Origin of the sequence: Pseudochrobactrum algeriensis (genome assembly GCF_018436245.1) — a bacterium.
Taxonomy (GTDB): domain Bacteria; phylum Pseudomonadota; class Alphaproteobacteria; order Rhizobiales; family Rhizobiaceae; genus Pseudochrobactrum; species Pseudochrobactrum saccharolyticum.
The window spans coordinates 694,351-717,675 of record NZ_CP075361.1; the positions used below are offsets into that span (position 1 = coordinate 694,351).

A 23,325-nucleotide genomic window follows, 5' to 3' on the forward strand; every position below is an offset into this window, starting at 1 on the left:
TATAAGAATTGCCTATAGCAGCTTAAAGGTCTTGTCGGAAAGTGAGAAATATTACCTATGTAAAATGGAAAACGGGCAGATAAAAAATCTGCCCGTATGTTGTGTTTTTGTAAAGCTTAGCCCCGTTTAATTGAAACGCGCAGCGATCACCGGATTGCGGGTATAATTCCGCAGAGCCTGACGCAGTAAACCACTTGCATCTGCATAAGTGGCAGGGAAATCTGCAGGCTGATATTTCATAATATGCGGTATCGCCGCTTTGAGTGATTGCAGAACATGTTGCGGCAACCGGTCTGAACATTGGGTCAGACGGCGGAAAATCACGCTGATGCGGACGGATTTTCCGTAAACGGCAACCTGTGGTTCCTGACCGGCCATATCCCAGTCTTCATAGGCATGAACAGCTTCGTGGAAGCCGTTCAGCAGATAAATTGATGCATGTCCGTTATGGAGCGGCGGCAGTAAACTTGACATTCCTGTCTCCTCTGTCGGGCTGCTTACTGCAAACTTTCCTTGCATGGAGTTCGCAGTAATTTGAAAAAATGCCTGTTTCTGTGTTTTGCGGCGCACAGACAGGCCGTTGAAAATATAAATCTGTTTCCGGCATCAAAGCCTGAACCGGAAAGTGTCGGCTGATTATCGCCTGATTATATGACAGTTCTATAATGGACGGCTGTTTCAGCCGTGTTTTCTGTTCGGGCTTTTAACCCGCAAAGACGATCATGAAACAAAGATCGTGCCTGTCAGAGTAACGAAAATATCGCTCTGGTAAATCCCGATATTATCGTACTTTCGGATAATGCTGTAAAAAAGAAAAATCTTTTTAAAATACAAAAAGAGAGAAGAGGCCCCGTCCTCTCTCCCTGTGGAAATGCAGTATTGTGTTTCAGCTTTTTCCAAGTTCAACAGAGCGGTTACGGGCAGCTTCAACCGCTTCGCTGACAAGATTTTGCAGGCGATTGTCGCCCATCAGCACTTCGAGAGCGGCGGCTGTTGTCCCGTTAGGGCTGGTGACATTAATGCGCAATTGCGATGGCGTATCCGTGCTTGTCGCAGCGAGCGCGCCTGCACCGTAAACTGTCTGCATGGCAAGCATGGCAGCAATATCCTGCGGCAGACCGGCGGCTACACCAGCTTGTGTAAGACATTCAATGAAATGAAACACATAGGCGGGGCCGGAGCCGGATATTGCGGTTACAGTATCCATCAGGCTTTCATCTTTGACCTGTGCCACCTGACCGCTGGTTTCCAGCAATTCTTCGGTGAAACGCATTACATCTGTCTGCACATTGCTATTGGCAAATGTCACCATCATACCCTTGCCAATCGCTGCCGGTGTGTTCGGCATACAGCGGATAATCGCGGCCTGTGTGCCCAGAATTTTCTCGAATAAGGCAACCGGTGTACCTGCAGCCACGCTGAGAAAAGCCGAGGCAGATGCATAGTTTTTATAGGCAGGCAGAATGTCCTGAATGACCTGTGGTTTGACCGCAATGATAATCAGCTGCGGAGAGCCGGTAATGCCTGTGCTGTCCGGCAGCGCTTTGACGCCGAGTTTTGCTGCACGTTCACGTAAACCGTCTGCCGGTTCAACCACTGTCACGTCAGAAGGCTGTAATTTGCCCGAGGAGAGCCATCCCTGCAGCATGGCAAACCCCATATTGCCGCAACCAACCAGAACAACAGTGTTATTTGCCATCAAATGCCTCTCCTGTGATTTGCCCGACCATAGAACATTCGACCGGCAGATGGAAATATCGTTCGCTGCACAGAGTGAAATTCCGGCTTCGTGACAGGCGCGGTGTCACATTAATCAGATAAATGTGAAATTTATTTCTTATAGTGGTTGCCAGAGTCATTAAGGTTTTGTTAACCATAAGGCAGAGTGATTTGCACCGGCTTCGCCGCGCTGCAAAGGCGTAACGGGTAAACGTGATTTACATTGTGAAATGCGTTGCTTCTGGCGTGTCGCTTATCTGCGAACAGTTTTGAAAAGCTTTCATGATCTGCTGTGAATTTTATTCCGGTCGGTCAGGTTCTTATGAGTCCGTTTTTTCGGGCAGAACAGGCGTTTCAGGCATGGAGTTTCCAAAAAAAACCTCGGTTTTGGCCGGATTTTTGGAATGTGCAGAGGAGGGGCAAAACACTCTGATACCGGATGCCGTTTGCGTGTCCGGCGCATATTATGCCTGCGTCTCTGACGCATATTATGAATGACTGTGTAAATAAATTTTAAGACGGGGCGGCATTATGGAACGTGATAATAAATTTTCCGGCACATTACCGCTTTTGGCCTATGCACCGCAGGACTTCGGCCTGAACATCCAGCGTTCCCGCGCTTACCGTGCACGTGCCGCAATGGGGCGCACCGGTGTGCAGCCGCTGCGCAGTCATGCGCAGGCTCCGGCACAGGCACCCGCACAGACATCGGTAAAAGCTGAGAGAGCTGTACTTGCCGAACCTGCACCGGTTTCGTCATCTTCGTTGTTCAAAAAACTGTGGCTGAACCTGTCCAGTCTTTTAAAGCGCGGCAAACAAGCTGAAACCGCTGCGGAACAGCCTGCGCAGCCGGTGGTTACAAGGCAAATGCCTGTCGCGCCTGTGGCAAAGCAAATGCCTGTCAAACAGGCCGATGCGGAACCGCAGGAGCTGAAACAGCAACCGGCGGAAGAGGTTATTGCGGAAGTGCGCCAGCCGGTTTCCAAAACCTATGCTGCCATGCGCAAAAATGCGCTCGGCAATGCCGCAGCAGATCAGACTATTCCTGAAGCTGCAGACCTTTCCCATGCACTGGCTGAAATCCGGCAGGCATTGCGTGAGCATGAGAAGCTGGCCAGTGCCAGACAGAATGAAAATTCGTCACGTTGATGCCGTTATTCCGATAGCATGACCGTTTTTTGATTGTCATCATCGCGCTGGCAGATTATGCGAGGGCAGGATGTGAGCGCGTGGCTTTGTGATCCCGCAATTTCGGCCTTGCATTGTTTTTTTGTCTGACGGAGTTGTGAGATGGCGACTGAGACGAGCGGCGCAAAAGTAATCGACGGTAAATTGCTGGCGGAAGATGTGGTGGTGGCGGTTAAATCCGCAACATCCGACTTGTTAAATACAACCGGCACAAAGCCTGGGATTGCTGTGGTGATCGTCGGGGAAGATCCGGCCAGTCAGGTTTATGTCGCCTCCAAAGGCCGCAAAGCACGCGAATGCGGCTTCCACTCTGTGCAGCACACATTGACTGAAGATACATCTGAGGCTGATCTGCTGGATCTGATCGACAGTCTCAATAATGACCCTGCCATTCACGGTATTCTGGTGCAGTTGCCGCTGCCGAAACATATTGATGAAGGTCGTGTCATCCAGACTATCGCGCCGGACAAAGATGTCGACGGTTTTCACTATATCAATGTCGGCAAGCTCGGTACCGGCGCTGTGGATAGTGCATTCGTGCCATGCACACCGGCTGGCAGTATGATTATGATTGAGCGCCAGCTCGGCCGTGATCTGTCCGGTCTGAATGCTGTTGTCATCGGCCGCTCCAATATTGTTGGCAAGCCGATGGCGAATTTGCTGCTTGCAGCCAATGCGACTGTCACTGTTGCCCATAGCCGTACCAAAGATCTGCCAGCCTTGGCACGCACCGCTGATATTCTGGTGGCAGCCGTCGGCCGTCCGCAAATGGTCAAAGGTGACTGGATTAAGCCGGGTGCAACTGTGATTGATGTGGGTATCAACCGCATTGATGCACCGGAAAAGGGCGAGGGTAAAACCCGTCTCGTCGGTGATGTGGATTATGCCGAGGCTGCAAAAGTGGCCGGTGCGATTACGCCGGTTCCGGGCGGTGTAGGACCTATGACCATTGCCATGCTGATGGCCAATACGCTGGTCGCCGCTTGCCGCGCTGCCGGTGTTAAGGCACCGAAATTTTGAAACTGTGTTAAGGCACCGAAATTTTGAAATTGTGCGAAAGCACCAAAATTTGATTTTAAGTAGTTAAAAGAACGGCGCGGTCATTTTGATCGCGCCGTTTTTTGTTACCTTTTAAAATACTGATGCGCCTTGATCTGCATGGCCTGCAATGTGCCGGAATGCGGAGAACAATTCCCGTCCCATACCAAAATAATTACGGGTAAGATCAGGTGTTTCAATATTGCGCGATTGCAATTCATCCCCGCTCAGCAAGACAGACAGGGTGCCTTGCACGGCATCAAGGCGGATAATGTCGCCTTCCTGAATCTTTGCAATCATACCATTATCAAGGGCTTCCGGTGTCACATGAATAGCGGAAGGCACTTTGCCGGATGCACCGGAGAGACGGCCATCTGTTACAAGTGCCACGCGCTGTCCACGATCCTGCAAAATGCCAAGCACAGTCATCAGCTTGTGCAGTTCCGGCATACCATTGGCCTTCGGGCCCTGATAGCGGACAACGGCGATGAAATCACCTTCGAGCTTGCCTGCCTTGAAAGCATCCTGCATTTCCGACTGATCGTGGAAGATTTTCGCAGGTGCTTCAATCACATGGCGATCCGGTTTGACGGCCGAAACTTTAATGATCGCGCTGCCAATATTGCCGCTCAGCACTTTAATGCCGCCATCCGGCTGGAAAGGCGCATTGGCTTTGGCCAGAACTTTTGCATCAGCACTCACTTCAGGGGCAGGGTTGCGTGCAATCGTACCATCTGCATTGAGTGCCGGTTCAATCGTATAGTCGCGTAAGGTTTCGCCCCAGACGGTACGCACATCTTCGTGCAGCAGTCCGGCATCCAGCAACTCACGGATCAGATAGCCCATGCCGCCAGCGGCGTGGAAATGGTTTACGTCAGCCAGACCATTCGGATAGACGCGGGCAAGCAGCGGCACAGCAGCCGAAATATCGGATATATCCTGCCATGTCAGTTTGATGCCTGCGGCTGCGGCCATGGCAATCAGATGGATGGTGTGGTTCGTGGAGCCGCCGGTGGCATTGAGGCCGACAACACCATTGACGAAAGAGCGCTCATCCAGCATCGCGCCGACCGGCGTATAATCATTGCCGCAGGCGGTGATTTGCAAAGCGCGCTTGGCGGCCTCCTTGGTCATCGCATCGCGCAATGGCGTATTCGGATTGATGAAGGATGAACCCGGAATATGTAGTCCCATGATTTCCATCAGCATCTGATTGGAATTGGCTGTGCCATAGAAGGTGCAGGTGCCGGGGCCATGATAGGATTTGGACTCGGATTCCAGCAATTCTGCACGACCGACTTTGCCTTCCGCATAAAGTTGACGGATACGGGCTTTTTCATCATTCGGCAGGCCGGAGGTCATAGGCCCTGCCGGAATGAAAATCGCAGGCAAGTGACCAAAGGTGAGGGCGCCGATCACCAGCCCCGGCACAATCTTGTCGCACACGCCGAGATAGACGGCAGCGTCAAACATATCATGGGACAGGCCGACGGCAGTGGCCATGGCAATCACATCGCGTGAGAACAGCGACAGTTCCATGCCCGCAAAACCTTGCGTAACACCGTCACACATTGCAGGCACACCACCGGCCACCTGCGCAATGCCGCCTGCTTCACGCGCTGCCTGTTTGATAAGCTGCGGAAACGTCTCAAATGGCTGATGCGCGGAGAGCATATCATTATAAGCGGTGATAATGCCGATATTGAGCAGCTGATCGCCTGCCAGTCCTGCTTTGTCGGAAGGGCCGCAGGCCGCAAAACCATGAGCCAGATTGGCGCAGCCAAGTGCAGTGCGCACAGGCTTGCGTGATGCAGCTTCACTGATCCGCCCCAGATAGGCTTCACGGGTCGAGCGGGAGCGCTCGATAATCCGGTTGGTGATCGCCTGCAGGGTTTGATTTACGGTCATTTCAGTCTCCCGTACCGGCAATTAACCGGTCATGCGCATTAATATTTAAACCGATTTAATAAGCAGTTTAATATACGGAAAGTAAGTATAGCGAAAGAGTGGAAAAAGGCTGATGCGTCTATAAAGCGCACGGGAATGGACGGGGGAGAAAGGAAGCACAATGTGGCTCATTCTCCGGCCGTATATCATCGGAGAATGAGCGGATATTGCAGTAATCGTTTTGGAATTATGGTGCCCAGTAAAGCTGTACGGCTTGTTTCGCATGGGCAAAAACAGCGCGCACGGGCATCAGATTAATATCTGCTTCGCTGAAATCACTGGCCAGTGCTTCTTCCAGAACAGCCAGTTTCTTCTGCCCTTCAATATGCAGGATCAGCAGATCGGCATTTGCAATCACCGGCAGTGTAAGTGTCAGGCGCGGTTCACCTGCGCCTTCAGCCTGCATTGGCAGCACAACAGCACGGGTTGTCGGATCAATGGCCTGATCCAGCCTGCTGCCGCCACGGAAGAAAGAGGCTGTATGGCCGTCATTGCCCATGCCGAGAACCACGACGTCAAAAGGTTTCGGCAGGGCATCAATGCGGTTTGCCGCAGTGACAGCAGCAACACTGGCTGTCTGGGCAGGAATATAAAGACTGACAAAAACGGCCTGCGCCGCCTTGTTTTGCAAAAGATGTTCGCGCGCCAGTTTCTCATTCGAACGGTCATTGTCCGGCGCTACAAAACGTTCATCGACAAGAGTAATCGTAACCTGTTTCCATGCCACATCCTGCATGGAGAGCGCCTCAAACAATTGTACCGGCGTTGTGCCGCCGGATACAGCGAGTACGGCCTGTCCTTTGGCCGCGACTGCTTTATTCAGTTGATCCGCGATTGTTCCGGCTAATTGCAGCGCCAAAGCGGATGGCTCTGCAAAATCATGCCTTTCAATATTGGTTATGTCAGTCTCCATCAGTGTTTCTGCGCCTTTACACCCCTATGTGGGGTGTGGTGCAGTCATTTTGTATCTTTATACAGAATACCGCCCCAGACGGTATTCATTTCCTGCCTTTTTAGCGGTGCTCCGGCCTCAATTTTTATTACGGTTATTGTATCCCAGTCTCCTCAGAGACTGTCATGCCCCTGTCTCGTAAGAGACAGTCATAAGAAGATCCTCGTAAGAGACAGTCATAAGCAGCATCTCGTCAGAGACTGTCATGCCCTCGGTCTCGTCAGAGACTATCATGCCCTCGGTCTCGTCAGAGACTATCATGCCATGTGCGGCCGTCACGCTCGATCAGGGCGATAGAGCCGGAAGGCCCCCATGTGCCGGATGTATAGCCCTGAACTTTCTGTTCATTGCTTTCCCAGGCTTCCAGAATAGGGTCAATCCAGCGCCATGCAGCTTCAACCTCATCGCGGCGCATGAACAGCGTCTGGTTGCCGCGCACGACATCCATAATCAGCCGCTCATAGGCATCCGGATTACGCTCGTCAAAAGAATCCGCAAAGCTCATATCCAGCGGAATATGACGCAGACGCATACCGCCCGGACCCGGATCTTTAATCATGATCCACTGTTTTACGCCTTCGTCCGGCTGCAGGCGGATAACCAGCTGATTGGCAATAATCTGCCCCGCACTGCTTTCAAAAATCGAATGGGGAATAGGTTTGAATGTCACCACAATTTCTGAAACGCGTTCGGCCAGTCTTTTGCCGGTACGCAGATAAAACGGCACATTTGCCCAGCGCCAATTGCCGATCTCGGCTTTCAGTGCCACAAAGGTTTCGGTATTGCTGGTGGTGCTTTCCAGATCATCGAGATAGGATTTAACCGGCCCGCCTGCAGAAGCGCCGGCGCGGTACTGGCCGCGTACAGTATTTTCCTGCGCATTGTCGGTGGTTATAGGTGTGAGCGAGCGCAGCACTTTAACTTTTTCATCATGCACAGCATCGGCTTCCAGTGAAGCCGGCGGCTCCATGGCGACAAGGCACAGCAATTGCAGAATATGGTTCTGCACCATATCGCGCAGCGCACCGGCTGTGTCGTAATAGCCTGCACGTCCTTCAAGGCCGACAGCTTCCGCAACGGTAATCTGCACATGGTCAATATGGGCTGAGTTCCAAAGCGGCTCATAAAGCGCATTGGCAAAACGCAGCGCCATCAGATTTTGCACTGTTTCTTTGCCGAGATAATGGTCGATACGGAAAATCTGGTCTTCGCGGAAAACACTGCCGATCGTGTCATTGAGGATTTGCGCGGATGCCAGATCACGGCCAATCGGCTTTTCAACGACGATGCGCGTATGATCGCTGATGAGATCATTGCTCTGCAGGCGCTGGGCAATATCACCGAACAGGCTCGGGCTGACAGCAAGATAAAAAGCGCGGATATCCGCCGGTTTGGTCTTGATGAGCTTTTTCAGTGCAGGCCAGCCCTGATCGGACTTGGCATCAACTGCCACATAGGAAATGCGTTGCAGAAACTGTTCGATCTGTGCTTCATCAATCTCGTCTTTTTTGACGTGTTCATGAATGGCATTGCGGGCAAATTCACGATATTCGGCATCGCCCATTTCACTGCGGGATGCACCGATAATGCGGGTCGGTTCGCTGAACTGTCCGGCACGCTGGCGCTGGTATAAAGCGGGGATCAGTTTACGTTCGGCAAGATCGCCTGAACCGCCGAAAACGATGCAGTCAAAGGGCTCTACCGGAATTGTCTGGCTGGTCATGAACCTGTCTCTTTATTCGCGTTTTCCTGATGAGTTCAAAGAATATCTCAGGATATGGAGAGAAAGTGGTGGGATTTGGTCCGGGAACGGAACGATGGTCGAAGCAGTGATTTGCATTATAATCTAGCGAAATAACAGCGTTGACAATAGTGGCTTTTTAAATCGATTTAATAAACCAATTTAAAAATGTTAATTTTACGGATCTTTATACCTGAGCAAACAGAAAACCGGCGCTTTCTCCTGCAAGATTCCCTTAAGCTCTGAAATGCTTTATGCATTGGGGTGACTGATTTGCATTGTAATGAAAGTTTCTGGAGAAGAGTATGGCACGATTGAAAGATAAAGTGGCTATTGTGACCGGTGCCGGTTCTGGCTTTGGTGAGGCAATTGCCCGTCGTTTTGCGCTGGAGGGCGCGAAAGTAACCGTTGCCGATATTAATCCGAAACGCGCCAATGATGTTGCAAGTTCTATCGGTAAAAGTGCTGTGCCGCTTGCTGTGGATGTATCGCGGAAAGATGATGTTGAACGGCTGGTCGGGGTGACACTGCAACAATTCGGCCGTCTTGATATTATGGTCAATAATGCCGGTTTTGCTTATAAAAACATGCTGCTGACCGATGTGCCGGAAGATAGTTTTGATCTGATTACAGCTGTGAATATGAAGGCGCTGTATCTGTCCACTCTGGCGGTTGTGCCGGTGATGCGTAAACTGGGCGGCGGCGCGATTATCAACACAGCGTCCATCGGTGCACAGCATCCGCGTAAAGGCCTGACCTGGTATAATGCATCCAAAGGCTGGGTGATGAGCGCGACGAAATCCATGGCGCTGGAACTGGCCGATGATAAAATCCGCGTCAATGCAATTTGCCCGGTGGAGAGTGAAACCGAAACTCTGAAACTGATCCTCGGTCAGGATACGCCGGAAGCCCGCGAAGCGCTCAAAGCTTCCATTCCTCTCGGTCGCTTCTCTAAGCCGGATGATATTGCCAATGCCGCTCTGTGGCTGGCCAGCGATGAAGCTGCATTTGTCACCGGTACATCTGTTGATGTGGATGGCGGCTACAGCCTGTAAAATAAAAATAGCCCGCCGGTTATGTGTAACCGGCGGGCTGTGGTGATTGATTAGTTGTTTATATGCGATCCATCATGGCGAACCATGAAAGCGCAAGGAAAAGCAGCGGTGCACGGAATGTGCGGCCGCCCGGAAATGCCGGTACTTTCAGCATTTCAAACTGACGCAGGCGTTCGCGATTATCAGTCACCGTTTCGGCATAAAGTTTACCCATAAAATTGGCGAGCATCACGCCATGGCCGGAATAGCCGCCCGCGCTGATGACATTGGGCATAACCTCACGCACAAAAGGCTGGCGCGGCATGGTAATGCCAACCGAGCCACCCCAGCTATGCGTGATCTCAATATCTTGGAGCTGCGGATAGATTTCCAAGATCTGGCGGCGGATATGGGTGGTAATGTCGCGCGGATTGTCGGCCGTATAGGCTTCGCGTCCGCCAAATAACAGTCGTCCGCCTTTGGAACGACGGAAATAACGCACCACAAAACGGGAGTCATCGACGGATTCACCACCCGGTAAAACGCGGCATGTATCATCCAGCGGTACAGTCGCGCCGATAAATGAGCGGATCGGCATCACATGGGCAGCGCTGACCGGCTCCAGATTGCCGCCATAGGCATTGACTGCGATCAAGGCTTTTTCCGCATTGATGATACCGCGCGCAGTTTTGACGATTACACGGCCATTGGATGAGGTAATGCCGGTAGCTTTGCTGTTCTCATAGAGTTTCGCACCCGCCTGAGATGCGGTTTTCGCCAGCCCGATCAGAAGTTTAAGCGGGTGAATATGGCCGGTGCCGCTGTCATAGGTGCCGCCGAAATAGCGGTTTGAACCGAGCTTTTCAGCAACCTCATCGCGTTCCATATAGCGCAGATGCGGATAGTTGAAGCGCGAGGCCATAATTTCGCTATGGGCTTTATATTGTTTGTCATAGCGTTGTTTATGCGTCACAGACATGTGTCCCTGCACATATTCCATGTCGATATTATGCTGCACAGCAAAACTTAAAAGATGATGTTTGGCTTCTTCCGCCAGATCAAAAAGTGCTTTGGCATGGTCGAAACCATATTGCTTTTCCAGATCTTCCGCACCGCAGCGCTGGCCGGTATTCAGCTGTCCGCCATTGCGGCCTGATGCGCCGTCACCGAAACGCGCTTCATCAAGCAGCACGACTTTAATGCCCTGAACCGCCAGATGATAGGCGGCAGACAGGCCGGTATAACCGCCGCCGATAATAACGACATCCGTCTGGACTGATCCGTCAAATTCGGGATAGCGCGGCCGCTCACTGATACTTGCCTCATACCATGACAGTCCTGGAGAAATCGGGCTCTGATAATGCTGTGACTGCTGCATTGGGTGCCTTGAGCTGGTGCTGTATGTCGGAGAGCAGAAAATTTATGACGTATATTTCGGCAGAAATTGTTCCGGCACATTGATTAAAAGCAACGTGCCGGAAGGAATATTATACGTTGAGCAGCAGATATTCCCGCTCCCACGGGCTGATCACTTCCATGAAAGTCTCAAACTCTGCACGCTTGATCGCGGCATAGGTGGTGGCAAAACTTTCACCGAGCAGAGCTTTCAGTTCCGCATCTTCTTCAAACAGGTTGACTGCCTCGATCAGACCGCGCGGCAGTTCCACCTCATTGCGGTTGACGGATGTTGCAACCGGCGCATCCGGCATGATCTTGTTTTTCAGCCCGATCAGACCGCAGGCAAGCGAGGCTGCCAGCGCCAGATAAGGATTGGCATCGGAAGACGGAATGCGGTTTTCTACACGTCGCGCCTGCGGGTCTGAACGTGGTACGCGCAGAGCGGTGGTGCGGTTATCGTAGCCCCATTTGACATTGACCGGCGCAGAAGCATCCGGTGTCAGACGGCGATAGGAGTTCACATAAGGCGCAAACATCACCAAGGCATTCGGCACATGTTTCTGCATGCCGCCGATGAAGTGATAAAACGCTTCGCTCTCGGTACCGTCTTCATTGCTGAAGATATTTTTGCCGGTCTTTTTATCAACAATAGACTGGTGAATATGCATGGCCGATCCCGGCTGTCCTTGAATAGGCTTGGCCATGAAAGTCGCATACATATCATGTTTGAGTGCTGCTTCACGGATGGTGCGCTTGAACATGAAAGCCTGATCGGCCAGTTCAATCGGATCACCGTGACGCAGGTTGATTTCCAGCTGACCAGCACCTTCTTCGTGGATCAGTGTGTCAATCTCCAGCCCCTGCGCTTCGGAGAAATGATAAATATCATCGATCAGTTCGTCGAATTCATTGACACCGGCAATGGAATAGCCCTGACCGCCGCCAATAGCGCGGCCTGAGCGCCCAACCGGCGGGGTGAGCGGATAATCCGGATCGGGGTTTTTGCGTACCAGATAGAATTCGATTTCCGGCGCTACAACAGGCTTGAGGCCGAGTTTGGCATATTCATCGACCACACGCTTCAGCACGTTGCGCGGGGTGAATTCCGCCACGCGGCCATCCTGATAAACGAGGTCGCACAGAACCTGTGCTGTCGGATCAGATTCCCACGGTACAACGGTGAGGGTGGAGAGATCGGCGACAAGGCGCAAATCACCGTCATCTTCCGGATAGACGAAGCCGTGACCATCATCAGGATAGTCGCCGGAAATGGTGACCATGAAGACGGCGGATGGCAGAGCCAGTGTGGAATTGGAGATGAATTTCTTGGACGGCATCATCTTGCCGCGGGCGACACCGGCCTGATCGGGCGTGATGCACTCAATATCTTCAATGTCGCGCCATGCCAGCCATTCAGAAGCTTCTTTCCAGTTTTTGACGCCGCGCAGCGACTTGACATAGGCTGGTGTACCGCGACGTACAGTTTTGCGCGGTTTTTTCTTCTCAGTAGGTGTGACAGGCATTAATCACCGGATAGCTGTTTACGTTAAGGTCACTATAGCTTCTCATGTGACCTTTAACAAACAGAGTAGCATTTGTGTGCGTAAGCGTAAGTCCTGTTGTCAAAAATATTTTTTGGCGGGAGCTGCTGAAAATGATGGCTTTTGAAATACGCAGGCTGCCCGGAAATACCTTGGAGAATTTGAGGATAATGCAAGGTAATCAGTCATGATATCAGAGCAGCCTGCGATTGTGCGGTTCCACCAGAAATAACGACCCTGAGGAAATGCGGGAAGGGTGGTTGGGGGGGATGGAGCCGAACCTGAGAAATCTGGATGCTGCCCTGCCGCCTTAAAAACGGCAGGGCAATAGGAGGATGCTTAGGAAAACTGTAAAGTTTAACTGCGGGTTACAACAACCGGCGTCAGCAGATCACCCCACTGGCCTTCGCCGTCCCGCATTGCCGCAGGCATGCAATTTAAAAGAGCATGGTGGCGAAGGCTGTTGAGCTTAACTACGGGTTACAACAACCGGTGTTAGCAGATCACCCCACTGGCCTTCGCCACCATGATGGCGGGCGGAGCGCACCAGCTCAACGGATACGCCGGCTTCAACTGCTTTCATAACAGCGTGGTTGAGGCGGTGAAGATCATTGGCCAGCATACGGATTGCAGCCTTCTGGTCTTCTGTCATAGCCGAAGCTTGTTCTTCGGCCCGTTCTTTAACCTGTGGTTTGGTCATCATGGTCTTTGTCCTTGGGTTACAGTCAGGTCGTGAGCTGAAGTTGCGTTTGAGGTGAATATCCGTAGCCGGCCGGGTGAAGGAGAAGCCGGCTACGGATGGCTGTCATGCAGAGTTGACTGGAGTCCGGCTCTGCTGATCCGTCTTCTGCTTATTCGGCAGCAGGGCGGAACTGGTCATGTTCGGTCGATTCACTCATGGCCGTTGTCGAAGACTGGCCGCCGGTGATCGCCATGGAAACGGCATCGAAATAACCGGTGCCGACTTCGCGCTGGTGCTTGGTTGCAGTGTAGCCGTTGGCTTCTGCTGCAAATTCAGCTTCCTGCAATTCCGAATAGGCCGCCATCTGACGATCTTTATAACCGCGTGCCAGTTCGAACATGCCGAAATTGAGCTGGTGGAAACCGGCCAGCGTGATGAACTGGAACTTGTAGCCCATCGCACCCAGCTCACGCTGGAATTTGGCAATCGTGGCGTCGTCGAGATTCTTCTTCCAGTTGAACGACGGCGAACAGTTATAGGCCAGCAGCTTGCCCGGATGGGCTTTATGCACGCCTTCGGCAAATTTACGCGCCTGTTCCAGATCCGGTTTCGAAGTTTCGCACCAGATCAGGTCGCAATGCGGAGCATAGGCCACAGCGCGGGCAATACATGGCTCAAGACCGTTCTTCACATGGTAGAAGCCTTCAACGGTGCGACCTTTGTCATAATCAACAAATGGCTGATCGCGCTCATCAATATCCGAAGTCAGCAACTTGGCGGCTTCCGCATCGGTACGGGCGATAACCAGTGTCGGCGTGCCCATAATATCAGCGGCAAGACGTGCGGCATTCAGATTACGGATATGGGCTGCGGTCGGGATCAGAACCTTGCCGCCGAGATGGCCGCATTTCTTTTCCGATGCCAGCTGATCTTCAAAGTGAACACCGGCAGCGCCAGCCTCAATGAAAGCCTTCATGATTTCAAAAGCATTCAGCGGGCCGCCGAAACCTGCTTCCGCATCGGCAACAATCGGCGCAAACCATGTGTCTACGGACAGGCCTTTGCCTTCTGCGGTTTCAATCTGATCAGCGCGCTGCAAAGTGCGGTTGATGCGTTTTGCCAGTTCCGGTGCTGCATTGGCCGGATAGAGTGATTGATCCGGATACATTGCGGAAGCGGTATTGGCATCGGCCGCAACCTGCCAGCCGGAGAGGTAAATGGCCTGCAACCCTGCACGAACCATCTGCATCGCCTGATTACCGGAGAGGGCGCCCAGTGCATTAACGAAGTTTTCCTCATGAATGAGTTTCCACAGACGGTTGGCGCCCATTTCGGCCAGACTGTAGCGGATTTCAACCGAACCGCGCAGGCGCTTTACATCTTCAGCAGTATGCGAGCGCTGCAAGCCGTCAAAGCGGCCTTTCGGTGCGGATGGAACCAGATTGTAAAAATCAGTCATGATCAAATATCCTGTAAAGCTGTGTCATCAGATTTTGAGTTGAATGCTTGTTTTGTCTGTGACCAGATTTACAGATGCTGCATATGTTGGCGAGAAAAATGCGCAATAACAGCATTTTATTCGGGTTATGCTGTATGTGTTTTGACAGTATGGGCTTGTAAATTTGTAAGTTTTGTAAATTTGACAAATCGTAAGAATTAGTCACATTCTTTACAGATCAGATAAGTCCGGTTGTTTCTTGGAGGGGGCAGACCTGTGGCAGAACGTAAAATATTTGCCGGTGCGCGTATTCGGCGTATCCGCAATGAGCGGGCGCTGACACAGGTTGCGATGGCCGAGGATTTGGGTATCTCGCCATCCTATCTCAATCTGATTGAGCGTAATCAGCGGCCGTTAACGGTGCAGCTGCTGCTGAAACTGGCCTCGGTCTATAAAGTGGATCTGGATCAGTTACAGGAAGAAACCGGCTCGGTGCTGGCCGGATTAAAAGAGGTGTTTTCCGAGCCTTTGCTTGCGGGGGAGTTGCCTGGTGATCAGGAGCTGATTGATATTTGCGAGGCTGCGCCAAACGCAGCTGCGGGCGTACTGAAATTATTCCGCGCCTATCGTGAGCAGCAAAAGCGTCTCACCGACCTGTCCGATATGATGGTGCGTGAAGGGAAGGCGCTGACACTCAGCCCGACGCGCCTGCCATTGGACGAAGTGCGCGAGGTACTGGCGCGCAAGCCGCATTATTTCGAGCGCATTGAGGCGGAGGCCGACAGTTTTAACCGCCTGCTGAAATCGGAAGACGGGCTGGCTGTTGCACTGAAACAATGGCTGAAACGTGAGCAGTCGATTACCGTGCGTACATTGCCAGCCGCGACTATGCCGAACTGGCGGCGGCGTTATGATCGCCACTCATTGCGGTTGTTTATCTCCGAGCGTTTGTCGATCTTTGACCAGACACGCGAGATTGCCATGGAAGCTGCTTCTATCCGTATGCAGGTGGTGATCGGAGCCGAGCTGGAAGATCTGAAGCTGAGTTCAGCGGAGGCCAAGCGCATCGCGCGTTTTGAGCTTTTGCGCTATGCAGCTCATGCATTGATGATGCCCTATACGCCGTTTCGCGAGGCGGCACAGCGTGCAAAATATGATATTGATGTGTTGCGCGCGCGTTTCAACGTGTCTTTTGAGCAGGTGGCGTGTCGGTTGACCAGTCTGCAAAAGCAAGGCGCTTCCGGTATCGCTTTCTTCTTGCAGGAGATCGATCAGGCCGGAAATCGCTTGCGACATTTCGGGGCGCAGGGGTTTCCGCAGGCGCGTTTTGGCGGTGCCTGTCCGAAGTTGCAAGTTTACAATGCTTTCTCCCACCCGCAGCAATATCTGGCCGAGCAGGTGGAGCTGCCGGATAAAACGCAATATCTGACCATCAGCCGCACGGTTGAAGGGCCGCAAACAGGCTTTGGTGAGCAGCCGCGCCGGACAGCGCTGATGCTGGGCTGTGATGCATCTGCGGCGCAGGATACGGTCTATGCTGCATATCTGGCGGGCATGTCTTCCGGCTCGGCTGTCAGTCCGGTTGGTACAGCCTGCCGTTTATGCGAGAGGCAGGCTTGCCTTGCCCGTGCTGAACCACCGCTCACCCGCCCGCTGGCGCTGGATGAAATGGTGTCAGGTTTCTCTACCTATGACTTCCAGTAAAGGGGCGGGGCATTTCCAGCAAAAGTGTGTAGCGCCTTCGCAGGAAAATCAGTTCGCCGGACTGATTTCTTTTCCCGCTACGATGCGTAGGAAAATGCGTAAAATTAAAATTTAGAGCGGGTAAGATTCGGGCATTTTGCCTGTCATGGTTTCTGTGTGGCATATCTTTGAAAGATAAGGCTTATATCCAAGTTCTCCGGCACCCGTTCTGACCGGATAAAATACCCCTTTGTGCGCCCTGAAGGACACACAAAGTTTAAAATTGTGTTCATTAAATTCAAATAATCGGCGCTATGCGGTTTAAGCGTCATCTTTCCGTTGACGAAAGCAAATTAATCTCAAAAGGTAACGGAGAATGCACATTGAAGGGCAATGTGTGAGGGATGATTTGGCTTGCAAGGCTTTTGCCCCATAAAGCTTTCTGGACGGAGTGACTGATGAAGATCAAAGCCCATTTGCTTTCATATGTTTCTGCCAGCTGTGTGGCACTTGCCGCGCTGCTGCCTGTTCTGCCGGCTGCTGCGCAGGAGCGCGTGCTGAACATCTATAACTGGTCTGATTATATTGATGATTCCATCCTGAAAGATTTTACCAAGGAAACCGGCATCAAAGTCGTTTACGACGTGTATGATTCCAACGAAATCCTTGAGACAAAATTGCTGGCCGGTGGCAGCGGTTATGACATTGTTGTGCCTTCCGCTGAATTTATGGGCCGTCAGATTCCGGCAGGCGTTTTCCAGAAACTGGATAAAGACAAACTGCCGAACCTGAAAAATATGTGGGACGAGATCACCAAGCGCACTGTCGCTTATGATCCGGGCAATGAATATTCGGTCAACTATATGTGGGGCACCACAGGGATTGGTTACAACAAAGCCAAGATCAAGGAAGCGCTCGGTGTAGACGAAATCGACAGCTGGGATGTGCTGTTCAAGCCTGAAAATTCGGCAAAGCTGAAAGATTGTGGTATTTATCTGCTGGATTCAGGCAGTGAAATGCTGCGTCCGGCTCTGCATTATCTGGGTTTTGATACCAATAATCCGACCGCTGAAAGCTTCGCCAAGGCGGAAGAACTTTATCTGAGTATCCGTCCGAATATCCGTAAATTCCATTCGTCTGAATATATTAATGCGCTGGCCAATGGTGATATCTGCATGGCTGTCGGCTATTCCGGTGATATTTTTCAGGCACGAGACCGTGCGGAAGAAGCCAAAAACGGCGTGGAAATCGGCTATTCGATCCCTAAAGAGGGCGCTCTGATGTGGTTTGACCAGATGGCCATTCCGGCAGATGCCAAACATGTTGAAGAAGCGCATGAATTTATCAATTATATCATGCGTCCTGAAGTGATCGCCAAGGCTTCGGACTATGTGTTCTACGCTAATGGCAACAAGGCTTCGCAGGAATTCATCGACAAGGAACTGCTGAATGATCCGGCGGTTTATCCGAGTGAAGAAGTGATGAAACAGCTCTTCGTTCCGATGCCTTACCCGCCGAAAATCAACCAGATGGCAACCCGCACCTGGACCAAGATTGTGACAGGTCACTAAGCAGATCAGGGAACAAACGGGGCAAATGCCCCGTTTGTTTTACGGCCTGTAACAAGCACCACCAACCGGATGCAAAGGCTTCCGGAATTTTATCCGCGACATTTCAAATATGTTTAAGGCTTACAAGACCCGCAATATGAGGGGAACAGCATGAAATCTTTTGGTAGTTTCCGCCGCAAGTTCTCACCCTGGAACGATCCGGCCGCCAAGCCCTATATTTCATTCGAGAACATCGTCAAAAAATTCGACGATGTTACGGTGATTGATGATCTGTCGCTGAATATTTTTAACCGCGAGTTTTTTGCGCTGCTGGGCGCATCGGGTAGCGGTAAATCCACTTTGATGCGTATGCTGGCGGGTTTTGAAGAGCCGACTTCCGGTCGTATCATGCTGGACGGGCAGGATATGCGCGGTATTCCTCCCTATAAACGCCCTGTGAATATGATGTTCCAGTCCTATGCTTTGTTCCCGCATATGACTGTTGAGCAGAATATTGCTTTCGGTCTGAAGCAGGACGGCATGGCCAAATCGGAAATGGCAGATCGTGTGAACGATATGCTGAAACTGGTGAAGCTGGAGAAATATGCCAAGCGCAAGCCGCATCAGCTTTCCGGCGGCCAGCGCCAGCGTGTAGCCTTGGCACGTGCGGTTGCCAAGCGTCCGAAAGTACTGTTGCTGGATGAGCCTCTGGGCGCGCTGGATAAGAAGCTGCGCGAAGAAACCCAGTTCGAGCTGATGGATTTGCAGATGAATCTCGGCCTGACCTTCCTGATCGTCACCCACGATCAGGAGGAGGCGATGACCATGGCTGACCGTATCGCTGTGCTGGATAAAGGCCAGATCATGCAGGTGGCGACACCGGCAGAAGTCTATGAAGCGCCGAGCAGCAAATTCGTCGCCGATTTTATCGGCAATATTAATATTATTGAGGGCGAGGTCAGCCGTTTCGCCAATGGCGAAGCGGATATTGACAGTCCGGCAAACAATGTCGCCATCCGCACCAAAACCGGTAAAGATCTGCATGCCGGTCAGAAGGTCTGGTATGCGATCCGCCCTGAGAAAATCACTATCAGCCGCGAGAAGCCGGAAGATGCTTCGATCAATGCCTTGCAGGGTGAACTCTGGGATATCGCTTATTTCGGCGATATGAACGTGTTCCATGTGCGACTGCCGAATGGCCGCACCATCAAGGCCTCCAGCATGAACTCTGTGCGCCGCACGGAAGATCCGCTGGGTTATGATGAACAGGTCTGGGTGTCGTTTGAAGATGATGCCGGTATGGTTCTGGTTGCCTGATCACCTAAAGCGCATACCGAAAAGTGTGAGCGGTTTTCGGATAATACGCGCGTCATTAGAGCGCCGTGCGCCCCATAGGCGCACAAAGGTCGCTCTAACACTTTAAAACTAGAGCATAATTTCATCTAAAACTGTTTCAAGTTTAAGAAATTATGCTCTAAAGAATTGAGGGGTAGTCCATGCAAAAAGTAATTGCAGCTATTGCTTCCAGAGCGGTGATCGCCGTGCCTTATATCTGGCTCGGTCTGTTTTTCCTGATCCCGTTCTTCATTGTTTTCAAAATTTCGCTGTCGCAGGTGGCGATGGCGATACCGGCCTATGATCCGCGCTTTTTCTGGAGTGACGGCTTAAGTGTCATCTGGCAGAAAATCCAGCAATTTTCTTTCGAGAATTATATCTGGCTGACGCAGGATTCGCTCTATTACAAGGCCTATTTGTCGAGCGTTAAGATTGCGGCAGTATCGACTTTTCTGGCGCTGCTGATCGGTTTTCCGCTGGCCTATGGCATGGCGCGCGCGCCGCTGACATTGCGTCCGACTTTGCTGATGCTGGTGATCCTGCCATTCTGGACATCATTCCTCATCCGCGTTTATGCGTGGATTGCTATTCTCAAGCCGGAAGGCCTGCTCAACCAGTTTCTGATGTCGCTGAATATTATTGATACGCCGCTGACGATTCTGAATACGGATACAGCGATCTATATCGGTATCGTCTATTCCTATCTGCCTTTCATGGTGCTGCCAATCTATTCGGCACTGGAAAAGATGGACTATTCGCTGATTGAAGCGGCACAGGATCTTGGCTGCACACCGCTGAAAGCCTTCTGGAAAATCACATTCCCGCTGGCTTTGCCGGGTGTGATCGCCGGTTCGATGCTGGTTTTCATTCCGGCAATCGGTGAGTTCGTGATCCCTGATCTGCTTGGCGGTTCCAGCACATTGATGATTGGTAAGACCCTGTGGAGCGAGTTCTTCTCCAACCGTGATTGGCCGGTTTCGGCTGCCGTGGCAGTGGTATTGCTGGTTATTCTGGTTATTCCGATTGTGCTGTTCCAGAAAATGCAGACCCGTGCCGAGGGGAGTGGCAAATAATGAACACAACATCCTGGTCACGTTTTAACATTGTCTCGGTGGTGCTGGGCTTTGCCTTTCTCTATTTGCCGATTGTGCTGCTGGTGATTTACTCCTTCAATGAATCGCGTCTGGTGACGGTCTGGTCCGGTTTCTCGGTCAAATGGTATGTCGAGCTTTTCAACAATCAGGGGCTTAAAGATGCCGCGTGGGTGACATTGCGCGTCGGCGTATTGTCGGCCACGATTGCCACCATCCTCGGCACTCTGGGTGCTCTGGCTTTGACCCGCTATACGCGCTTTCGCGGCCGCACCTTGTTCTCCGGCATGATCTATGCGCCGCTGGTAATGCCGGAAGTGATTACCGGTCTGTCCTTGCTGTTGCTGTTTGTGGCTGTCGGTTTTGACCGCGGCTTCTGGACAGTGACACTGGCGCATATCACCTTTGCCATGTGTTTTGTTGCCGTTGTGGTGCAGTCGCGTCTGGTGAGCTTTGACCGTTCACTGGAAGAAGCAGCGATGGATCTCGGCGCACCGCCGGTGACAACTTTCATGAAAATTACCCTGCCGATTATTCTGCCTGCGGTGGTCTCCGGCTGGATGTTGGCTTTCACTTTGTCACTGGATGATCTGGTAATCGCGAGCTTCACTTCGGGGCCGGGTGCTACAACACTGCCGATGAAAATCTACAGTCAGGTGCGTCTCGGCGTAACGCCGGAGATCAATGCAGTCTGTACATTGCTGATCGGTCTGGTGGCTACCGGCGTGATTATCGCTTCGGTCGTCAATAAACGCCGCGTGGTACAGCGCCAGCGTGATGAACAGGCAGCCTTCCGCCTCGGTTGATCTTTGTGATCAGAGTACGAATTAGAAAGCCGGTACATCCTATGATGCACCGGCTTTTGCTTATTTCGATGGTGAGATAAACGGTCTGTCCCATGAGCCGCCGACAAAGAAATGCAAATTTTCTGCCGGTGGGACGAGCGGTTCAGTTACCGTCAGTTCTGTGGTTTCCGGTGTGGCAACAGGAGCAGGCGGCGTTACTTCACCACTATCTGCCGGTGTATCCGCGGCTTCTTTTGCCGGTTGTGGCAGGGTCAATGTACCGGACAGTGCCAGACTGCGATCAGTCAGCGGGATAATGCCGGTCAGCGATAAAGCGCCCTGCATGGTCTCGGCTTTGGTGGTTTCCAGTGTGGCTACCCCATCGCCAAGCGAGGCTTTGACATCGAGGCGCTTGAAATCAAGGCTGACTTTGTCACGGCGTTGCAGGGCAAAGAAGCCCTCACTTTTCATTTTGGCAATGAAATCATTGAGGTCAAAGCCCAGCATCCGGCCATTATTCAGCGTGAAGCTGATTTGCCCACGTGCATTGCGCAACATGCTTTGCAGGCTTTGCGGCGAGGTTTCTGCTGTCACTGAGAGATTACCCTGACCACTCAAAATCGGATCATTCAAACCGAGAGCTGTCAGAAATGCAGCACTGTCAATATTGGCCGCGTTGAGGCGAACACCGATATTGTCCTGCCCGTCTTCAGTCTGGGACAGTTTGATACTGGTCTGGATCGAGCCTTTAAAGGCTTTGGCATCACCAATATCAAAAATTGCCTGACCATCGCGAATTTGCAGTGCAGCAGCAAGGCCGGTCATCTGCGCAGCGCCGATACTGGCATTCTGTGCAGAGAGACGAATATCCAGATCGGCGCTGTTCAGCAGTCGCGTGTCAATCATGCGTGGCGGGGCATAACGATAACCGCCGTAATTTTTCGCCTCTTCATCCTCACTGACTTTTGTAACCAGTGTGGTGACGGTGTGAAAGAAAGAAACGGCATTCAAAGTCTGGAAAGCCAGTGTACCGGTAACCACCGGCCGCTGTTTGCCGAAGCCGATTTCCGCAGCACCTTTGGCCGGCATATTGTTGAGGTTGAGCACAATGTCGGACAATTTAATACGCAGCGGCGTGGCGCTGACATTGGTTTCAATGCTGAAAGCATCATCCGCCATAGCGCGCAGGGAGTAGCTGGCATCGGATGACAGGCCCACCCAATGCAGGCTTTCGCTGAGCGACGGGCTGGACAGGCTGAACGCACCTTCCGTGAAGATGTTTTCAGAAATATTGCTGCGTCCGTCAAAGCTGATGGTCAGCGGTTTGCTGGTTATCTGTGCGCTCATCTGGCTCATGCCGCGCGCCAGCAACAAAAGCGGCTGCGCAACATTCAGATTATAGTCCACGGTTTCATCATGCCAGACAGCTTTGCCTTTGACTGTTGCCGCGCTGGTTGTCTGCGGCCAGTCGATGCTGGCATTGATCTTGCTGATCTGTTCCTGACGTTCGGTATTACGGGTTGTGAAGCCGATACTGCTGTTTTCCAGAACCAGCCTGCCGAAAGGCATGGTTTGCAACTGCTTGTCGCTTTGCTGATCGCTGTCCGTTTTACGGGCTGTCACATTGCGCGCCTGCCGGATGGCAAGGCCAAGACGGCCGGAAGATGAGGCCAGCGTATTCACAAATTGCGGCAGGTCTTCCACCGGCTCACTCAGAGCGAAATGCGCATTGATGAGGCGGGTTTCCGTAAAGGCAACACGCCCGAACAGGGCATCAAGCGGCGACATTTCCACTTCAATGCGTTCCGCAGCCATAAACGGCGTATTGGTGTCGCCCATTTTGCTGACAGTGACATCGCTGAGCGAAGCACGAAAGACCGGGAAGAAACTCATACGTGGCGGCTGACGTATTTCGACGCTGTAGCCCGTCCATGCACTGATATTCTGAGCCAGATGCAGCCGTATGGAATCGGTTGATACAATATAAGGCAGTGCTGCCAGTGCCCCTACAAACAGCACTGCTAAAATAACGATAACAGCCAGAACGGGGCGTATCAGCTTCATTGTGTTCCGATCACGTAACAAATTACATCAGGCTGAAATGATTTACAGCATTTCCAGCAAAAGTGTGAAGCGGTTTTGCGTTGGATAATGCGTAACACAAAGAGATAGAGCGGTTCCACGATCCAAACTTAACCGGAAC

18 protein-coding genes are annotated in these 23,325 nt (G+C 52.0%); 8 read left to right on the top strand and 10 right to left on the bottom strand.

Features of this window, described 5'->3' with window-relative positions; genetic code table 11:
* Window positions 1-126: 126 nt before the first annotated feature.
* Both KHQ09_RS05175 and proC read right to left on the bottom strand, forming a co-directional pair.
* On the bottom strand, window positions 127-474 hold the full coding sequence (locus tag KHQ09_RS05175; protein ID WP_213596801.1) for a BRA0787 family protein: 348 nt from the start codon (window positions 472-474) through the stop codon (window positions 127-129).
* 412 nt (window positions 475-886) lie between these two features.
* Window positions 887-1,699: a pyrroline-5-carboxylate reductase gene (gene proC / locus KHQ09_RS05180; protein ID WP_213596803.1), complete on the bottom strand. Its 813-nt coding sequence runs from the start codon at window positions 1,697-1,699 to the stop codon at window positions 887-889.
* Between the two features lie 551 nt (window positions 1,700-2,250).
* On the opposite strand from proC, the gene KHQ09_RS05185 reads away from it, so the two are divergent.
* Together KHQ09_RS05185 and folD are read left to right on the top strand one after the other, a co-directional pair.
* On the top strand, window positions 2,251-2,868 hold the full coding sequence (locus KHQ09_RS05185) for a hypothetical protein (RefSeq protein ID WP_213596805.1): 618 nt from the start codon (window positions 2,251-2,253) through the stop codon (window positions 2,866-2,868).
* Window positions 2,869-3,009: 141 nt separating this feature from the next.
* On the top strand, window positions 3,010-3,927 hold the full coding sequence (gene folD, locus KHQ09_RS05190) for a bifunctional methylenetetrahydrofolate dehydrogenase/methenyltetrahydrofolate cyclohydrolase FolD (protein ID WP_213596806.1): 918 nt from the start codon (window positions 3,010-3,012) through the stop codon (window positions 3,925-3,927).
* 111 nt (window positions 3,928-4,038) lie between these two features.
* On the opposite strand, the gene edd is transcribed toward folD, so the two are convergent.
* From edd to zwf, 3 genes are all read right to left on the bottom strand, one after another.
* Window positions 4,039-5,853 carry a phosphogluconate dehydratase gene (edd, locus tag KHQ09_RS05195; RefSeq protein WP_213596808.1) on the bottom strand — a complete coding sequence of 605 codons (1,815 nt, stop codon included), beginning with the start codon at window positions 5,851-5,853 and terminating at the stop codon, window positions 4,039-4,041.
* Between the two features lie 226 nt (window positions 5,854-6,079).
* Window positions 6,080-6,805 carry a 6-phosphogluconolactonase gene (pgl, locus tag KHQ09_RS05200; RefSeq protein ID WP_075654390.1) on the bottom strand — a complete coding sequence of 242 codons (726 nt, stop codon included), beginning with the start codon at window positions 6,803-6,805 and terminating at the stop codon, window positions 6,080-6,082.
* 286 nt (window positions 6,806-7,091) lie between these two features.
* Window positions 7,092-8,567, bottom strand: coding sequence for a glucose-6-phosphate dehydrogenase (gene zwf / locus KHQ09_RS05205; RefSeq protein WP_213596810.1), 1,476 nt, complete (start codon window positions 8,565-8,567; stop codon window positions 7,092-7,094).
* Between the two features lie 323 nt (window positions 8,568-8,890).
* On the opposite strand from zwf, the gene KHQ09_RS05210 reads away from it, so the two are divergent.
* Window positions 8,891-9,640 carry a glucose 1-dehydrogenase gene (locus KHQ09_RS05210; protein ID WP_022711172.1) on the top strand — a complete coding sequence of 250 codons (750 nt, stop codon included), beginning with the start codon at window positions 8,891-8,893 and terminating at the stop codon, window positions 9,638-9,640.
* 58 nt (window positions 9,641-9,698) lie between these two features.
* Here KHQ09_RS05210 and KHQ09_RS05215 read toward each other — a convergent pair whose 3' ends face one another.
* From KHQ09_RS05215 to aceA, 4 genes are all read right to left on the bottom strand, one after another.
* Entirely contained in the window at window positions 9,699-10,997 is a 1,299-nt protein-coding gene (locus KHQ09_RS05215) for an NAD(P)/FAD-dependent oxidoreductase (protein ID WP_213596817.1), read from the bottom strand.
* A 109-nt stretch (window positions 10,998-11,106) separates the two neighbouring features.
* Entirely contained in the window at window positions 11,107-12,540 is a 1,434-nt protein-coding gene (locus KHQ09_RS05220; RefSeq protein ID WP_213596819.1) for a glutamine synthetase family protein, read from the bottom strand.
* Window positions 12,541-13,027: 487 nt separating this feature from the next.
* Window positions 13,028-13,261 (bottom strand): SMc00767 family acetate metabolism repressor, encoded by a 234-nt coding sequence (locus KHQ09_RS05225; protein WP_213596821.1) that lies wholly within the window; start codon window positions 13,259-13,261, stop codon window positions 13,028-13,030.
* Window positions 13,262-13,409: 148 nt separating this feature from the next.
* On the bottom strand, window positions 13,410-14,699 hold the full coding sequence (gene aceA / locus KHQ09_RS05230) for an isocitrate lyase (protein WP_075654394.1): 1,290 nt from the start codon (window positions 14,697-14,699) through the stop codon (window positions 13,410-13,412).
* A gap of 255 nt (window positions 14,700-14,954) precedes the next feature.
* Between aceA and KHQ09_RS05235 the strand changes: the two genes are divergently transcribed.
* The 5 genes from KHQ09_RS05235 (at window position 14,955) to KHQ09_RS05255 (ending at window position 21,143) form a co-directional block, all read left to right on the top strand.
* The gene (locus KHQ09_RS05235) at window positions 14,955-16,382 is read left to right on the top strand and encodes a helix-turn-helix domain-containing protein (RefSeq protein ID WP_213596823.1); all 1,428 of its coding nucleotides are present in this window, start codon (window positions 14,955-14,957) and stop codon (window positions 16,380-16,382) included.
* Window positions 16,383-16,819: 437 nt separating this feature from the next.
* On the top strand, window positions 16,820-17,932 hold the full coding sequence (locus KHQ09_RS05240) for a polyamine ABC transporter substrate-binding protein (RefSeq protein WP_022710503.1): 1,113 nt from the start codon (window positions 16,820-16,822) through the stop codon (window positions 17,930-17,932).
* 150 nt (window positions 17,933-18,082) lie between these two features.
* Complete coding sequence (locus KHQ09_RS05245) at window positions 18,083-19,228, top strand: ABC transporter ATP-binding protein (RefSeq protein ID WP_116086931.1); 1,146 nt, start codon at window positions 18,083-18,085, stop codon at window positions 19,226-19,228.
* Between the two features lie 179 nt (window positions 19,229-19,407).
* Window positions 19,408-20,319, top strand: a complete 912-nt coding sequence (locus KHQ09_RS05250; RefSeq protein ID WP_213596825.1) for an ABC transporter permease subunit — start codon at window positions 19,408-19,410, stop codon at window positions 20,317-20,319.
* On the top strand, window positions 20,319-21,143 hold the full coding sequence (locus KHQ09_RS05255) for an ABC transporter permease (protein WP_022710506.1): 825 nt from the start codon (window positions 20,319-20,321) through the stop codon (window positions 21,141-21,143). Before KHQ09_RS05250 ends, KHQ09_RS05255 begins: the two co-directional genes overlap by 1 nt.
* A gap of 60 nt (window positions 21,144-21,203) precedes the next feature.
* Here KHQ09_RS05255 and KHQ09_RS05260 read toward each other — a convergent pair whose 3' ends face one another.
* The gene (locus KHQ09_RS05260; protein WP_213596827.1) at window positions 21,204-23,186 is read right to left on the bottom strand and encodes an AsmA family protein; all 1,983 of its coding nucleotides are present in this window, start codon (window positions 23,184-23,186) and stop codon (window positions 21,204-21,206) included.
* Between the last annotated feature and the right edge of the window lie 139 nt (window positions 23,187-23,325).

Excerpts from the sequence above, each read along its gene's own strand:
- KHQ09_RS05210 (WP_022711172.1), top strand. The coding sequence starts at position 8,891 with ATGGCACGATTGAAAGATAAAGTGGCTATTGTGACCGGTGCCGGTTCT.
- KHQ09_RS05215 (WP_213596817.1), bottom strand. The coding sequence starts at position 10,997 with ATGCAGCAGTCACAGCATTATCAGAGCCCGATTTCTCCAGGACTGTCA.
- KHQ09_RS05255 (WP_022710506.1), top strand. The coding sequence starts at position 20,319 with ATGAACACAACATCCTGGTCACGTTTTAACATTGTCTCGGTGGTGCTG.
- edd (WP_213596808.1), bottom strand. The coding sequence starts at position 5,853 with ATGACCGTAAATCAAACCCTGCAGGCGATCACCAACCGGATTATCGAG.
- KHQ09_RS05260 (WP_213596827.1), bottom strand. The coding sequence starts at position 23,186 with ATGAAGCTGATACGCCCCGTTCTGGCTGTTATCGTTATTTTAGCAGTG.
- KHQ09_RS05185 (WP_213596805.1), top strand. The coding sequence starts at position 2,251 with ATGGAACGTGATAATAAATTTTCCGGCACATTACCGCTTTTGGCCTAT.
- KHQ09_RS05245 (WP_116086931.1), top strand. The coding sequence starts at position 18,083 with ATGAAATCTTTTGGTAGTTTCCGCCGCAAGTTCTCACCCTGGAACGAT.
- KHQ09_RS05240 (WP_022710503.1), top strand. The coding sequence starts at position 16,820 with ATGAAGATCAAAGCCCATTTGCTTTCATATGTTTCTGCCAGCTGTGTG.
- aceA (WP_075654394.1), bottom strand. The coding sequence starts at position 14,699 with ATGACTGATTTTTACAATCTGGTTCCATCCGCACCGAAAGGCCGCTTT.
- KHQ09_RS05220 (WP_213596819.1), bottom strand. The coding sequence starts at position 12,540 with ATGCCTGTCACACCTACTGAGAAGAAAAAACCGCGCAAAACTGTACGT.
- KHQ09_RS05175 (WP_213596801.1), bottom strand. The coding sequence starts at position 474 with ATGTCAAGTTTACTGCCGCCGCTCCATAACGGACATGCATCAATTTAT.
- zwf (WP_213596810.1), bottom strand. The coding sequence starts at position 8,567 with ATGACCAGCCAGACAATTCCGGTAGAGCCCTTTGACTGCATCGTTTTC.
- KHQ09_RS05250 (WP_213596825.1), top strand. The coding sequence starts at position 19,408 with ATGCAAAAAGTAATTGCAGCTATTGCTTCCAGAGCGGTGATCGCCGTG.
- pgl (WP_075654390.1), bottom strand. The coding sequence starts at position 6,805 with ATGGAGACTGACATAACCAATATTGAAAGGCATGATTTTGCAGAGCCA.
- folD (WP_213596806.1), top strand. The coding sequence starts at position 3,010 with ATGGCGACTGAGACGAGCGGCGCAAAAGTAATCGACGGTAAATTGCTG.
- proC (WP_213596803.1), bottom strand. The coding sequence starts at position 1,699 with ATGGCAAATAACACTGTTGTTCTGGTTGGTTGCGGCAATATGGGGTTT.
- KHQ09_RS05225 (WP_213596821.1), bottom strand. The coding sequence starts at position 13,261 with ATGATGACCAAACCACAGGTTAAAGAACGGGCCGAAGAACAAGCTTCG.